Annotated in this window: 10 protein-coding genes; 6 read left to right on the top strand and 4 right to left on the bottom strand. The window is 70.9% G+C overall.

All coding sequences use genetic code 11. From position 1 onward, the window contains the following. Nucleotides 1–54: 54 nt before the first annotated feature. Nucleotides 55–846 (bottom strand): hypothetical protein, encoded by a 792-nt coding sequence (locus E5083_RS17075; protein ID WP_135786572.1) that lies wholly within the window; start codon nt 844–846, stop codon nt 55–57. Between the two features lie 77 nt (nt 847–923). On the opposite strand from E5083_RS17075, the gene E5083_RS17070 reads away from it, so the two are divergent. Both E5083_RS17070 and E5083_RS17065 read left to right on the top strand, forming a co-directional pair. Further along, a complete protein-coding gene (locus E5083_RS17070) occupies nt 924–1841 on the top strand; it encodes an aminoglycoside phosphotransferase family protein (RefSeq protein ID WP_135786571.1) in 918 nt (305 codons plus the stop codon). A gap of 56 nt (nt 1842–1897) precedes the next feature. Next, nucleotides 1898–2626, top strand: coding sequence for a hypothetical protein (locus E5083_RS17065; RefSeq protein ID WP_135786570.1), 729 nt, complete (start codon nt 1898–1900; stop codon nt 2624–2626). A 37-nt stretch (nt 2627–2663) separates the two neighbouring features. Here E5083_RS17065 and E5083_RS17060 read toward each other — a convergent pair whose 3' ends face one another. From E5083_RS17060 to E5083_RS17050, 3 genes are all read right to left on the bottom strand, one after another. Then, a complete protein-coding gene (locus E5083_RS17060) occupies nt 2664–4091 on the bottom strand; it encodes an alkaline phosphatase family protein (protein WP_135786569.1) in 1428 nt (475 codons plus the stop codon). 261 nt (nt 4092–4352) lie between these two features. Continuing rightward, nucleotides 4353–6497 carry an OmpL47-type beta-barrel domain-containing protein gene (locus tag E5083_RS17055; protein ID WP_244317571.1) on the bottom strand — a complete coding sequence of 715 codons (2145 nt, stop codon included), beginning with the start codon at nt 6495–6497 and terminating at the stop codon, nt 4353–4355. A gap of 50 nt (nt 6498–6547) precedes the next feature. Beyond that, nucleotides 6548–9025 carry a ThuA domain-containing protein gene (locus tag E5083_RS17050; protein WP_208754072.1) on the bottom strand — a complete coding sequence of 826 codons (2478 nt, stop codon included), beginning with the start codon at nt 9023–9025 and terminating at the stop codon, nt 6548–6550. 208 nt (nt 9026–9233) lie between these two features. On the opposite strand from E5083_RS17050, the gene E5083_RS17045 reads away from it, so the two are divergent. The 4 genes from E5083_RS17045 (at nt 9234) to E5083_RS17030 (ending at nt 14193) form a co-directional block, all read left to right on the top strand. After that, the gene (locus tag E5083_RS17045) at nt 9234–10205 is read left to right on the top strand and encodes a multicopper oxidase domain-containing protein (protein WP_135787009.1); all 972 of its coding nucleotides are present in this window, start codon (nt 9234–9236) and stop codon (nt 10203–10205) included. Between the two features lie 146 nt (nt 10206–10351). Then, nucleotides 10352–11533, top strand: a complete 1182-nt coding sequence (locus E5083_RS17040; protein WP_135786567.1) for an ROK family transcriptional regulator — start codon at nt 10352–10354, stop codon at nt 11531–11533. Nucleotides 11534–11659: 126 nt separating this feature from the next. Beyond that, the gene (locus E5083_RS17035) at nt 11660–13177 is read left to right on the top strand and encodes a sugar ABC transporter ATP-binding protein (RefSeq protein ID WP_135786566.1); all 1518 of its coding nucleotides are present in this window, start codon (nt 11660–11662) and stop codon (nt 13175–13177) included. Further along, nucleotides 13174–14193 carry an ABC transporter permease gene (locus E5083_RS17030; RefSeq protein ID WP_135786565.1) on the top strand — a complete coding sequence of 340 codons (1020 nt, stop codon included), beginning with the start codon at nt 13174–13176 and terminating at the stop codon, nt 14191–14193. The genes E5083_RS17035 and E5083_RS17030 overlap by 4 nt, the downstream gene beginning before the upstream one ends. Nucleotides 14194–14200 lie beyond the last annotated feature (7 nt).

Raw genomic sequence — 14200 nt, 5'->3', positions numbered from 1 at the left:
CGCGGCCCTGGCCGAATCGCCACGGCCGATACGGGTGTGACGGATGGGTTCCGCTCAGCCCTTGAGGCGGTCGCGGTCGCCCATCACCACCATCGGGTGGTCGGCGGGGTCGAGGGTGCCGAGGAGGGTCTTGATGCCGGCCTCCGGGACGGTCACACAGGCCGACGTGCCGTCACCGTGGTCCAGGTGCAGCCAGATGCCGCCACCCTTCTCCACGCCCTCGGGCCGGCTCCAGTCGTAGGGCGGGGTGCCCTTGAGCCGGTTGTAGTTGATGGCGATGACGTAGTCGAAGTCGTGCGCGTGCGCCTCGTCGTCCGGGTCCACCACCGAGGCCGCGTAGGCGTGGTCGTCGTACCAGTACGGCAGCTTGGTGCCGGGGCTGCGCAGGGTGCCGCCGGCGTCGGTGAGGGAGAAGACGCCCACGGGGGAGCGCTCGTCGTCGAGCTGATGGTCCGTCGTCCAGCCCCGGCGGCCGTTGTGCGAGGGCCAGCTCGCGGACTGCTTCCACTGGGCGCCCTGCTTCTCGTACAGCACGGCCGTGCCCTCGGCGGAGTCCCGGTCGTCGCCGTAGACGACCACCAGTTGCCGGGTGTCGTCCGGGATCTGTTTGCCCATCCGCTCACCGACACCGGGGACGCCACTGGCGGTCGCCGGGCGGGAGGAGCCGGAGACGGCGGGGTTGCCGTTGCCCGCCGCGCCGCCGGAGCGGGCCTTGCCGCCTGGGTCCCCGCAGGCCGTGGTCACCGCCAGCAGGACACCGCAGAGGGCCGCCGCGGATATGGCATGCCGGGCACCACCGTGCCGCGAGTACCGGGGACAGGACGGGGTGTCAGTGGAGTTCCGCATGATCAGAATCCTGGGGCGCCACCGCCGGGACGCGCATCCCGGACCGGCATCCGGGCTAAGCGCTAGCGTGGCTCCCCATGACAGTCACCGGGACGGACATCACGGCGGACCTGATCCGGGATCTGCTGCGCGAGCAGCACCCCGACCTGGCGGAACGCCCCCTGAAGCTCGGCGCGCTCGGCTGGGACAACCAGGTCTGGCGGCTGGGCGACGACCTCGCCGTCCGCCTGCCCTGGGCCACCGAGTCGGCGGACGCGCTGCTGCGCAAGGAGCACGCCTGGCTGCCGCTCCTCGCCGAGGGCCTGCCCCTCCCCATCCCCGTCCCGCAGCGCCTCGGGGAGCCCTCCGCCCGCTTCCCGAGACCCTGGCTCGTCACCACCTGGGTACCGGGCGAGCCCGCCGACCGCGCCCCCGCGACCCGCCCCGACGAAGCCGCCGACGCCCTCGCCGCCTTCCTGACCGCCTTTCACCGCCCCGCCCCCGAGCAGGCACCGGTGGGCCGGGACCGAGGGGGCCGGCTGGCCGACTTCGCCGAATCCCTCACCGCCTCGCTCGACTGGGCCGCCGACCTGGGCCTCGTCCAGCACCCCGACACCGTCCGCGCGGTGTGGGACGACGCGGCCGCCGCCCCCGCCTGGACCGGCCCCCGCCTCTGGCTCCACGGCGACCTGCACCCCGCCAACATCCTCACCACCGACGGCACCTTCTCCGGCGTCATCGACTTCGGCGACCTCTTCGCCGGCGACCCCGCCTTCGACCTCGCCGCCGCCTGGATTCTCCTCCCCGACGGCGCCCTCGACCGCTTCCACACCGCCTACCACCCCACCCCCGACCCCGCCACCCTCCGCCGCGCCCGCGGCTGGGCCATCCTCCGCGCCCTGGCCGGCCTCCGCATCGGCCACGCGGGCGACAATGGCCTCCCCGGCGGCAAACCGACCTGGGGACCACCGGGCCGGGCGTCCCTACGGCGGCTCACGGAGTCGGTGCGGTCCTGACGCGGGCGCCGGGCGTGGTCGAGAGGTGTGCCCTCCCGTGGGGCAGACTGCCGACCATGGACGACTATCCCTCGGTGCGCCAGAATCCCGCCCCTGAGCTGTACGGACGCCTGCGTGTGCAGTCCGCCGACCTGGCGCCTGCCCGCTGGCTCGCCGTGCGTTTCCCGGGCCGTGACCACTCGTGCACCGTGGCCGGTATCTCCGTTCCCGGATTAGATGCCTACGTACGGGTTCTGCATCCGGCGTCGCTGGGGGAGCGGGCGGTGCGGTGGCGAGACGTGGCTGAGGCTCATGGGCGGGCGGTGGGGCCGAACGCCGGCTGGCACGAGGTGGCCGGGATGGAGCGGGACTATCAGAACGCGTCCGAGTATGGGTTGCCCGGGGTCTGGGACGAGCATCCGGCGGAGGGGCCGACGCCGCCCGCTGTCGCCGAGGCGCTGATTCCCGTACTCGCCCGGCACACTCGCACCGCCGACCAGTGCTGGTTCGGTCTGTGGGAGGGGTATGGGCGGTGGGACTTCTCCCGCTTCCCCACCTTCGAGACTCCGTACCGGGACGAGGTGCTGCTTGCCGGGACCCTCTCGGACGCCGTTTCGCCGGTGGTGTGGGACGAGTTCGCCGAGTTGCCCGACCTGTGGTGGCCGCAGGACCGTGCCTGGTGTGTGGGTGGGGACGTGGACCTGGTCAGCACCTATGTGGGCGGCAGCGAGGCGCTGATCGAGGAGTTGCTCGCCGACGGCGAGTTGGAGACGCACCGCGTGGGGCCCGGCGACCCGGTGTACTGAGGAGGCCGGTGCCAAGAACGGCACCGGTCCGGTTGGCTCAGACGTGTGGGCGGCGGCCGTGTTCCTGGTGGGGGAAGGTCTGGTCCGCGCCCGGTAGTGTCGGCTTGGGGAGGGTGGCCACCTCCTGCTTCGCCTTCTCGAGCTGCTCCGCCGTGTCGTCCGGGAGGCGCGGCGGGCGCGGGCGGGCGGAGCGGAAGCGGAAGGCGCTGGTGAGGTCGCCGAAGGTGGAGCGGCGCCAGTCGCTGATGTTGGGCTCCTCGACCCCGGTGAAGTGCTCGAGGAATTGCAGCGCCGAGGTGTGGTCGAACGCTTCCGTGGCGACCCAACCGCCCACGGTCCAGGGCGAGACCACGATCGCCGGCACGCGGAATCCACCGCCGATGGGCAACCCCTGGATGAACTCGTCCGGCGTCCCCGCGGGCGGCACCGGCGGCGGGACGTGGTCGAACAGGCCGTCGTTCTCGTCGTAGTTGAGGATGAACGCGGTCTTGCGCCACACCTTCGGGTTGGCCGCGATCGCCTCGATCTTCGAGGCCACGAAGTCCGCGCCGGCCGCCGGGAGATAGTTCGGGTGCTCCGACTGGAAGCTGGTCGGCATGATCCAGGACACCGCCGGGAGCCGGTCGTTGCGGGCGTCGTCCTCGAAGGTGCCCTCGGGCTGCGGGCGTACCCCGCGCTCGTACAGCTCGGAGCCGGGGGCGGCGTTCTTGAACGCGGCGAACTGCTCCAGCATGTTGCAGCCGTAGTCGTCGTCCTGCTGGTACACCTTCCAGCTCACCCCGGCCGCCTGCAGCCGCTCGGCGTAGGTGGTCCACTGGTACGGCTTGGGCGCCGAGTTCTTGATGACCGGGCCGCCCTTCGTACCGCCGGGGTCGATGGAACCGGTCATCCACATCAGCCGGTTGGGCCACGTCGGCCCGAACACCGAGCAGAAGTAGTTGTCGCAGATCGTGAACGTCTCGGCGAGCGCGAACTGGAACGGGATGTCCTCGCGCGTGTAATACCCCATCACATAGGGGCCGTTGACGCCGTCGGCCGCGCGGTGGGCGGGCAGCCACTGGTCCATCCTGCCGTTGTTCCACGCCTGGTGCTGCACCGACCAGGCATGGCTGGTGGACGGGATGGCCTGGGCGCTGGACGAGTGGGTGTCGAGGTGGAAGGGCAGCAGATAGCCCTTGGGGTTCACCGTGTCTGGCTGGTAGAACACGCTGCGCCCGTTGTCCAGCGTGAGGGCGTGCGGGTCGGCGAAGCCCCGGACCCCGGAGAGGGTGCCGAAGTAGTGGTCGAACGACCGGTTCTCCTGCATCAGCAGGACCACATGCTCGATGTCACGCAGCGAACCGCCCTTGGGCGGCCCGGCGGCGACGGCTTTCTGGACGCTCGGCGGCAGCAGGGACAATGCCGCGGCGCCACCCAGCGCGCCCGCGGCCGACCCCAGGACTCTACGGCGGGTCAACTCGGCCATGGTCGTCCCTTCTTGAGCGCGATGGGCGCTCCGGCGGAGTGTCGGTCCACCCGGCCGGGAAGCCGGGCCGCCGACCACTCTCCGCCCCTCATGGCGGGCCGCGTCAGGGGAGGGTGGTGAACATGTGGCCAACGCGCGGGAACGGCTTGACCAGGCCATGACTCTCAATGCCTGTACGTAGCAGGGGAGTTGCCGGATGTTCAGAGAAGCACGAGCAGGGCCCCCACCGCCGAAGCGGTGAGGGCCCCACGGTCCCGTCGCCTACAACTCCTTGATCCGGATGTCGCGGTACGAGATCACGTCCGACGTGCTGTGCACCTGGAGCCCGATGTACCCGGTCGCGTAGCGCCGGCCGTCGGTGCCGGGGTCACCCGCGCGGGGCGGGGTGAAGACCTGGCCGCCGACGTTGTCGAACTCGTTGATGACGACACCGTTGCGCAGGATCGTGAAGTGCTGGCCCTCCGCGCGGATCTCGTAGTCGTTCCAGGTGCCCTTCGGAGTGACCCCCGCACCGCCCAGGCCGACCCGGTCGAACCCGTAGACCGAGCCCGTCTTGTACATGTCGCCGGTCGGGCTGTCGAGGATCTGGATCTCGTGCCCGTAGTTGATGGCGACCCACTCGGGCCGGGACTCCTCCGGATGGTTGTGGACGTCGGGGAACCGGATGAACACCCCGCCGTTGGCGTTGCCCGTACCCGGAGCGTCGTCACGGAAGCGGAGCTTGAGCGAGAAGTCGCCGTATTTGCGCTCCGGGAACCACAGCATGCCCATGCCCTGCACGGTCGTACTGCTGGTGATCGCGCCGTCGCCGGTCAGGCTGAACTGCCCGCCGCCGACCTGCTCCCACTTGGCCAGGGACGCCTGCGTGCCGTCGAACAGGTCACGGTAGCCCTCCGTCTGGCCGGGCTTGCCGATCTTCGACTGCTTGGCGGCCTTGGTGATCTTCTTGAACTCGCGCTGGTCGATCACACCGTCCGTGAGGAGCCCGTCGAGCACGCCGTCTACGTGCTTGAGGAACAGCGCCTGCGACGACCAGCCCTTCTCGTCCTCGATCAGCTCGTTGATCGTGCACCGGCTGCGCGTCAGCCGGTTCGGCACGCCGGTGTCCACCGTGCCGACGATGACCGTCAGCCGCTCGTCGTACTCGGGGCAGTTCGGCGCCGGGACGCCCCCGCCCTGCGCGACGGTGAAGGTGACGCTCTTGGCGGCGGAGGTGTTCCCCGCCTTGTCCGTCGCCCGGTACGCCACCGTGTGGAACCCGAGCCGGTCCACGACCACGGGCGCCGAGTACGCCAGGTACGGTCCCCCGTCAAGGGAGTACTCGACCCCGGCCACGCCGGAGTCGGAGTCCGAGGCGTTGACGGTGACCTTGGCACTGGTGACGTACGCCCCGTTCGAGTTCCGGGTGCCGCTCAGGGTCGCCGAGGTCTCCGGCGCGGTCGTGTCCTCGGCCGGCGGAGCTACGACCTTGAAGGCCACGGACTTCTCGGCCGCCGCGTTCCCCGCCTTGTCGGTCGCCCGGTAGCGCACGGTGTGCGAGCCGACCGCGTGCACCATCACCGGCGCGGTGTACGGCTGCCAGGAGCCGTCCGAACCGAGCGCGTACTCAATGGTGTTGACGCCCGAGCCGGTGTCCGAGGCGGTCACGGTGACCGTCGCCATCGTGAGGTAGTTCCCGTCGGCGTCCTTCTCGCCGCTCACCGTCGCTGACGTCTCCGGCGCGGTCGTGTCGTCGGTGGGCGGGGCGACCACGCTGAAGGTCACGGACTTCTCGGCGGCCACGTTGCCCGCCTGGTCGGTGGCGCGGTAGCGCAGGGTGTGCGAGCCGACCTGGTCGACGACCACCGGCGCGGTGTACGCCTGCCACGGGCCGTCCGCGCCGACCGCGTACTCGATCGACTTCACCCCGGACGCGTCGTCCGACGCGGACACCGTGACCTTGGCCGAGCCGACATAGGCGCCGTCGGCGTTCTGCTGCCCCTCGACCCTCGCCGAGGCGGCCGGCGCCGTGGTGTCCTCGCCGCCGGGCTCGGTCACCGTGAGGATGCCCTGCATCTGGCTGTGACCCGGAATGGTGCAGAAGTAGCGGTACCGGCCGGGCGTCAGCGTCACGTCGACGGTGTGCTTGCCGCCGCTGTCGTCACCGGGGTTGGCCAGGATGTTCACCGGCACGTCGTGGTTGTACTCGGGGTCCGACACGTCGAAGGTCAGCGTGTGCGGCATGCCGATGTCGTTGCCGGTCGCGGTGCTGTTCTCGAAGACGAGGGTCGCCGCGCCGGCCACCGCCGTCGTCGGGAAGCTCGCGTACTGGTCGGTACGGGAACTCGCCGTCCACGTCAGCGTCTGGGCCGCCGCAGCGCGGTCGCCGTCCCGTCCGTACGCGGCCGTCGAGGTGAGCCCCAGCATCAGCAGCAGCGCGCCCAGCAGCGCGGTGTACAGGCGGAGAGGTCGATGTCTCACTGTGCCGCCTTCCTGGCCAGATCCTTCGCGGCGGGCGTGGCCGCGCCGCCGGTGTACGTCACACGCCACAGCGCGGACTGGGAGTCGGAGGTGAAGAAGCCGCGGCCGTAGTCGAGGACGTAGAGCGAGCCGTCCGGCGCGAACTTCCAGTCCATCAGGTTGCGGATGCCGCCCTGCCCGACCGGGATGATCTTCTTCAGCGACTCCGCCGTGACCGGCAGGCCGCCCTTGCCGACCGTCTTCGGGTCGGTGAGCACCGCGTGGCGCGGGTTGTCCGCGTCGTAGAAGTCACCGACGAACCACTTGCCGTCCCAGTACTCCGGCCACGCCCCGGCGCCGGCCGTCGCCGCGTCGTAGCGGTAGACCGGGCCGTCCATGGTGGCCTGGCCGCCTCCCTTGAGCCACGGCAGGAGGTAGGTGGCCTCCTCGTTCTTGTAGCTGGGCACGCCCGCCGCGTCGCGCGGGAAGTCGGGGGCGCCGCCCTGCGGGGAGTACCAGATGGTGTTGCCGGTGACGGGCGGCAGGTTCACCAGGCCGTCGTTGTTCGGCGACTCGTTCTTCGGGGCGTCGCAGTCGTACCAGCCCAGCGGCTTCGTCGGGTCCGGCAGATTCCGGTCGCGGTAGGGCTGCTTGTTGCCCATGCAGAACGGCCAGCCGTGGTTGCCCGCCTTGGTGATCGCGGCGAACGTGTCGTACTTCGCCGGTCCCCAGGTGGTGCTCGGCGCGCCCGCGTCGGGGCCGACCCAGCCCGCGTAGAGGATGTCGGTCTTCTTGTCGACGGAGATCCGCGCCGGGTTCCGTACACCCATCACATAGATCTCGCCACGGGTCTTGCCGCCGCCCTCGTCCTGCTCCTTGCCGGTGAAGAGGTTGCCTTCGGGCAGGGTGTACGTGCCGTCCGGCTCCGGGTGGATGCGCAGGATCTTGCCGTTGAGGTTGTGGGTGTTGCCCGCGGTGCGGCGGGCGTCGGCGAAGGAGAGGCCCTTGTAGTTGGGCTGCGGGTTGTTGCCGGAGTAACCGTCGCTGAACCCGGAGGAGTTGTTGTCACCGGTGGCGATGTAGAGGTTGCCCTGGGAGTCCCAGGCCATCCCGCCGCCCGCGTGACAGCAACTGTGCACCTGTACCGGCCACTTGAGCAGCACCTTCTCCGAGGCCAGGTCGAGCTTGTTCGTGGCGCGGTCCAACGTGAAGCGGGAGACGCGGCGTTCGGCCACCTGCTTGTCGCGGTCCAGGCCGGAGTGCGGGGTGTAGTGCAGGTACACCCAGCCGTTGGACTCGAAGCCGGGGTCCAGCTCGATGCCGAGCAACCCCTCCTCGACCTTGACCAGTTCGTCGCCGCCACCCTTGTTGCCGAAGACGGTGAGGGCGCCCGCGAGCGTGACCTTCTTCGTGGCGGGGTCGTAGATGTGGATCTGGCCGATGCCCTTGCCGATGTCGGGGTTGTTCCAGTCGGTGACGACCGGCGCCTCGTTGGTGCCGCCGCCCCGGCCGATGTACAGCACCCGACCGTCGGGCGCCACGACCAGGCCGTGCGGCTCGCCGATCTGGTCCTGCTGACCGGGCTGGTTCGGCTGAGTGACGCGCACCGCCGAGTAGTTGGCGTCGATGGTCGCCTTGCAGTCGGCGCGCGAGAGCCGGGTGGTCCACAGCAGCGCGCCCCGCAGATGGTCGCGGAAGTCGGTCTCGGCGAACGACTCCACCGTGCCGCCCATGCCGGTGTAGAAGGACCGGCCGCCGGAGTAGTCCCGGCACCAGGACACCGGGTGGTCCACCCCGTTGGCGCCGGTGCCCGGCTGGTAGCTGCTCTCGCGGACCTTGGCGACGGTGTGCACCTTGCCGGTCGGGTTGCTCGCCCAGTTGAACCACGTGTCGGGCCGCTTCCACTCCAACGGCAGCCCCTTCGTGGCCGGATGACTCCGGTCCGGGATCTCCACGGTGGCCCGCTGCACGGCGGCCGGGCTCGTCTTCGCGGGGCGGGCCCCGATCAGACCGGTGAACCAGTCGGAGTACGGCTCCGTCCGCGCCGCGTCATGGATGCCGAGGAAGCCGCCGCCGGCCTGCAGATACGCCTCGAGGCCCGCCTCCTGCTCGGGATCGAGGACATCTCCGCCGCCGGTCAGGAACACCACGGCGTTGAAGGTGCCCAGCCGCTTGTCGTTGGTGAAGACCGAGGCGTCGTCCGTCGCCACGGTCTTGAAACGCTGATCCTCGGGACCGGTCAGACCGATGGACTCGATGGCCTCGATACCGGCGTCGACGGTCGGTGACTCCTCGGTGGCCGAGGCGTGGAAGACGAGTACTTTGACGTCTCTGCCGCCGGGCGGCGACGGCAGCGCCGACGCCCTCGGCTCCGGGAACGGACTGGCCGTGGCGGCGGTACCGCCGCTCAACAGGGATGCCGCCAGGGCTCCGGCCGCCAGGGCCGCCGCCGTTGCCCGCCGGGATCTCGACCGGTGATGTGGTGCGCTCTGCATGGGTCACCCACCCTCCGTGGTCTCAGCAACAGCGCCAGAAGCTAGACGCCTTTCGCCGGTCCGCCAATAGCTATGGACGGAATCTCACCAACTTTGTCCTGGGTGTGGATAAACGAGAGGCGCGCCTCTACCGTGGCCGTCCCCGGGGGCCCGCCCCCGCCCGTCTCCTCACAGCACTCCGCACAGGACTGGAGAGACCGGAATGGCTCTGGACAGAAGGACTTTCGGGCGACGGCTGCTGGCCGGCGGTGTGGTCGCCGCCACCGGCACGGCAACGTTGTCGGTGGCTTCCGCCCCTTCGGCGGCCGAGCCCTCGCCGCCCACCGCCCCGGCCGGCGGCCAGGTGCGCCACCTCAAGCTCTACGCCGAGAAACTGCCCGGCGGACAGCTCGGCTACGGTCTGGAGAAGGGCAAGGCGACCGTGCCGGGCCCGCTCATCGAACTGGTCGAGGGCGACACCCTGCACATCGAATTCGAGAACCTCACCGACGCCGACGCCAGCCTCCACGTCCACGGCGTCGACTACGACATCGCCAACGACGGCACCCGGATGACGGGCAGCCATGTCGAACCCGGCGGCACCCGCACCTACACCTGGCGCACCCACGCCCCCGGCCGCCGCAAGGACGGCACCTGGCAGGCGGGGAGCGCCGGTTACTGGCACTACCACGACCACGTCGTGGGTACCGACCACGGAACCGGCGGCATCCGCAAGGGCCTGTACGGCCCGGTCGTCGTGCGCCGGAAGGGCGACCTCCTGCCCGACAAGCAGTTCACGATCGTCTTCAACGACATGACGATCAACAACAGGACGGCGGGGCAGACCCCGGACTTCGAGGCCACGGTGGGCGATCGCGTCGAGATCGTCATGATCACGCACGGCGAGTACTACCACACCTTCCATATGCACGGTCACCGCTGGGCCGACAACCGCACGGGCCTGCTGACCGGTCCCGACGACCCCAGCCGGATCGTCGACAACAAGATCACCGGGCCCGCCGACTCCTTCGGCTTCCAGGTCATCGCGGGCGAACACGTCGGCGCGGGCGCCTGGATGTACCACTGCCACGTCCAGAGCCACTCCGACATGGGGATGGCCGGACTGTTCCTGGTGGCGAAGCCCGACGGCACCGTACCGGGCCACACCGGACACCACACCGCCGCGCACCACGCCCACTGACGGCCCCGACCTTTGTCCTGTGAGTGGAGAAAGTGAGCACGAATTCCCGCGCTACTTCTTCCCAGCCCCGGCAGCCGCTGCTACGTTCCCCCCGAAAGAACGCGACGGACGGCCGGTACCGAGGCGGGGAGGGACTCGTGAGACGCATGACGGCACGACCCGCCAACGCCCACCAGGCCCGGCTGCTCCGCATGCTGCGCGACGAGGGTCCCAACTCCCGCGCCCAGTTGGGCGATCAGATCGAACTGTCCCGGTCCAAGCTGGCCGTGGAGGTGGACCGGCTCCTGCAGACCGGGCTCATCGTGGCCGACGGACTCGCCGCCTCGCGCGGCGGACGCCGCTCCCACAATCTGCGGCTCGCCCCGAACCTGCGCTTCCTCGGCATCGACATCGGCGCGACCTCGGTCGACGTCGCCGTCACCAACGCCGAACTCGAAGTGCTGGGCCACCTCAACCAGCCCATGGACGTACGCGAGGGTCCGGTCGCGGTCTTCGAGCACGTCCTCGCCATGGCGGCCAAGCTCCGCTCCTCCGGGCTCGTGGAGGGGTTCGACGGCGCCGGCATCGGCGTACCGGGACCCGTCCGCTTCCCGGAGGGGGTGCCGGTCGCCCCGCCGATCATGCCGGGCTGGGACGGCTTCCCCGTACGGGAGGCGCTCAGCCAGGAACTCGGCTGCCCCGTCATGGTCGACAACGACGTGAATCTGATGGCCATGGGGGAGCAGCACGCGGGCGTCGCCCGCACCGCCGCCGACTTCCTCTGCGTCAAGATCGGCACCGGCATCGGCTGCGGCATCGTCGTCGGCGGCGAGGTCTACCGGGGGGCCACGGGCAGCGCGGGCGACATCGGCCACATCCAGGCCGTACCCGACGGCCGCGCCTGCGCCTGCGGCAACCGGGGCTGCCTGGAGGCCCACTTCAGCGGCGCGGCGCTCGCCCGCGACGCGCTGGAGGCGGCCGGCCAGGGGCTCTCGGCCGAACTCGCCTCCCGCCTGGAGACGCACGGCACCCTGAGCGCCGTCGACATCGCGGCCGCGGCCGCCGCCGGCGACACCGTCTCGCTCGACCTCATCCGCGAGGGCGGCACCCGCACCGGCCAGGTCATCGCGGGCCTGGTCAGCTTCTTCAACCCCTCTCTCGTGGTGATCGGCGGCGGGGTGACCGGCCTCGGCCACACCCTGCTCGCCGCGATCCGCACCCAGGTCTACCGCCAGTCGCTGCCGCTCGCGACCGGCAACCTGCCCATCGTCCTCGGTGAGCTGGGCTCGAACGCCGGAGTCATCGGCGGCGCCCGCCTCATCAGCGACCACCTGTTCTCCCCCGCGTGACCACGCCGTCCGGCACCCCGCCGGACGGCCCGCAGGAAACAGCGCCACCGCTTCAAGCCCCGGTCCGCCCTGTCCACCGGCGTACCGCCCTGAAACAGGCCCGCACGCCCGCCGAGGGGAATCCACATGGCACCAGAACCACCCCTGCTCAGCATGACCGGCATCACCAAGGCATTCCCCGGCGTCCGCGCACTCGACGGTGTCGACCTCGACGTCCAGGAGGGCGAGGTGCACTGCCTGCTCGGCCAGAACGGCGCGGGCAAGTCCACCCTCATCAAGGTCCTCGCGGGCGCCCACCAGCCCGACACCGGAACCATCCACTGGCGCGGCGAACCCGTCACCCTCCGCTCGCCCATGGCCGCGATGCGCCTCGGCATCGCCACCATCTACCAGGAACTCGACCTGGTGGAGCACCTGTCGGTCGCCGAGAACATCCACCTGGGCCACGAACCCACCAGAGCCGGATTCGTCGTACGGCGCCGCACGGCCCGCGCCTCGACGGCCGCGCTGCTGCGGCGACTCGGGCATTCCGAGATCGAACCGGGGCGCCTGGTGGGGGAGTTGTCGGCGGCGCAGCAGCAGATCGTCTCCATGGCACGGGCGTTGTCGCACGACGTACGGCTCATCGTGATGGACGAGCCGTCCGCCGCGCTCGACCCCGACGAGGTCGACAACCTGTTCCGCGTGGTCACCGGACTCACCGCCGAGGGCGTCGCCGTCGTCTACATCTCGCACCGGCTGGACGAGATCCGCCGCATCGGGGACCGCGTGACCGTACTGAAGGACGGCCGCGCGGTGGCCCGAGGACTGCCCGCGAAGACCACCCCGACCCGCGCGGTCGTCACCCTGATGACGGGCCGCGACGTCGAGTACGTCTTCCCGCCGCGCCCGGCCGAACCCTCCGTCGACGAACCGGTGTTGGAGGTGCGGGGTCTCGCCCGGAGCGGTGAGTTCGACCCGCTCGACCTCGTGGTGCGGCCGGGCGAGATCGTCGGGATCGCCGGACTCGTCGGCTCCGGCCGCTCCGAGATCCTGGAGACGGTCTACGGCGCCCGCAAGCCCGACGCGGGCCACGTCCTGGTCGGCGGCCGGCCGATCCGGACCGGCAGCGTACGCGCCGCCGTGCGCGCCGGGATCGGGCTGGCCCCCGAGGAACGCAAGGCGCAGGCCCTGCTCATGCTGGAGTCCGTCACCCGCAACGTCTCGGTGTCCACCCTCTCCCGCTTCGCCCGCGCCGGCTGGATCGACCGGCGCGCCGAGCTGGGCGCCGCCCGCGCCGCGACCCGCGAGCTGTCCCTGCGCCCGGACAACCCGGCCGTCCCCGTCCGCACCCTCTCCGGCGGCAACCAGCAAAAAGCCGTCCTCGCCCGCTGGCTGCTGCGCGGCTGCCGGGTGCTGCTGCTCGACGAACCCACCCGGGGCGTCGACGTCGGCGCCCGCGCCGAGCTGTACGCCGTGGTCCGCCGGCTCGCCGACGAGGGCCTCGCCGTGCTGCTGGTCTCCAGCGAGGTGCCCGAGGTCCTCGGCCTCGCCGACCGTGTCCTGGTGCTCCGCGAGGGCCACGTCGTCCACGAGGCACCCGCCAGCGAACTCGACGAGCACCGCGTACTCGACCTCGTCATGGAAGGAAGCCCGGCGTCATGACGCAGCCCGTCTCCCCGCCCCGGTACGACAGCGGCAAGGCGCCCGCGACCGCGCGGCCCCCCGCCTGGCGCACGCTCACGGCCCGCGCCGACGTCCGCACCCTCTCCCTGCTCGGCGTCCTCGCCGTCCTGATCGTGATCGGCGGGGTCACCAAGCCGGACGAGTTCCTCGACACCCGCAACCTCCAACTCGTCCTCACCCAGGCGTCCGTGATCGGTGTCGTCACCGTCGGCATGACCTTCGTCATCACCTCCGGCGGCATCGATCTGTCGGTCGGCGCGATCGTCGCCCTGGCCTCGGTGTGGGCGACCACGGTGGCGACCCAGGAGTACGGCTTCGCGGGCATCCTCTTCACGGCGCTCGCCGTCGGCGTGGGCTGCGGCCTGGTCAACGGCCTGCTCGTCGCCTACGGCGGCATGGTCCCCTTCATCGCCACCCTCGCCATGCTCGCCTCGGCCCGCGGACTCGCCCTCCAGATCACCGACGGCCGCACCCAGATCGTCACCGTCGACTCCGTCCTGAGCCTCGGCGAGCGCGACGCCTACGTGCTCGGCATCCCGCCGCTGGTCCTGGTCTTCGCCGTCGTCACCGTCATCGGCTGGCTCGTGCTGAACCGCACCACCTTCGGCCGCCGCACCGTCGCGGTCGGCGGCAACGCGGAGGCGGCCCGCCTCGCCGGCATCGACGTCCGCCGCCAGCGCCTCTACCTCTACCTGCTCTCCGGACTGTGCTGCGGCATCGCGGCCTTCCTGCTGATCATCCTGGCCGGCTCGGGCCAGAACACCAACGGCAACCTGTACGAACTCGACGCCATCGCCGCCGCCATCATCGGCGGCACCCTGCTCAGCGGCGGCCGGGGCACCATCACCGGCTCCGTGCTGGGCGTGCTGATCTTCACCACGATCACCGACATCTTCGCCCTGAACAACCTGCAGAGCGACGTCCAGCAGATCGCCAAGGGCGCGATCATCGTCGCCGCCGTGCTGGTCCAGCGCCGTACCGCGAGCACGACCTGAGGAAAGG

It is taken from the genome of Streptomyces bauhiniae, assembly GCF_004784475.1.
GTDB classification, from domain to species: Bacteria; Actinomycetota; Actinomycetes; order Streptomycetales; family Streptomycetaceae; genus Streptomyces; species Streptomyces seoulensis.
This window is presented reverse-complemented; position numbering and strand designations above follow the sequence as displayed.

Coding starts and splice junctions, on each gene's coding strand:
- E5083_RS17050 (WP_208754072.1), bottom strand. CDS start 9,025: ATGCAGAGCGCACCACATCACCGGTCGAGATCCCGGCGGGCAACGGCG.
- E5083_RS17040 (WP_135786567.1), top strand. CDS start 10,352: ATGACGGCACGACCCGCCAACGCCCACCAGGCCCGGCTGCTCCGCATG.
- E5083_RS17055 (WP_244317571.1), bottom strand. CDS start 6,497: ATGCTGGGGCTCACCTCGACGGCCGCGTACGGACGGGACGGCGACCGC.
- E5083_RS17035 (WP_135786566.1), top strand. CDS start 11,660: ATGGCACCAGAACCACCCCTGCTCAGCATGACCGGCATCACCAAGGCA.
- E5083_RS17030 (WP_135786565.1), top strand. CDS start 13,174: ATGACGCAGCCCGTCTCCCCGCCCCGGTACGACAGCGGCAAGGCGCCC.
- E5083_RS17070 (WP_135786571.1), top strand. CDS start 924: ATGACAGTCACCGGGACGGACATCACGGCGGACCTGATCCGGGATCTG.
- E5083_RS17060 (WP_135786569.1), bottom strand. CDS start 4,091: ATGGCCGAGTTGACCCGCCGTAGAGTCCTGGGGTCGGCCGCGGGCGCG.
- E5083_RS17065 (WP_135786570.1), top strand. CDS start 1,898: ATGGACGACTATCCCTCGGTGCGCCAGAATCCCGCCCCTGAGCTGTAC.
- E5083_RS17075 (WP_135786572.1), bottom strand. CDS start 846: ATGCGGAACTCCACTGACACCCCGTCCTGTCCCCGGTACTCGCGGCAC.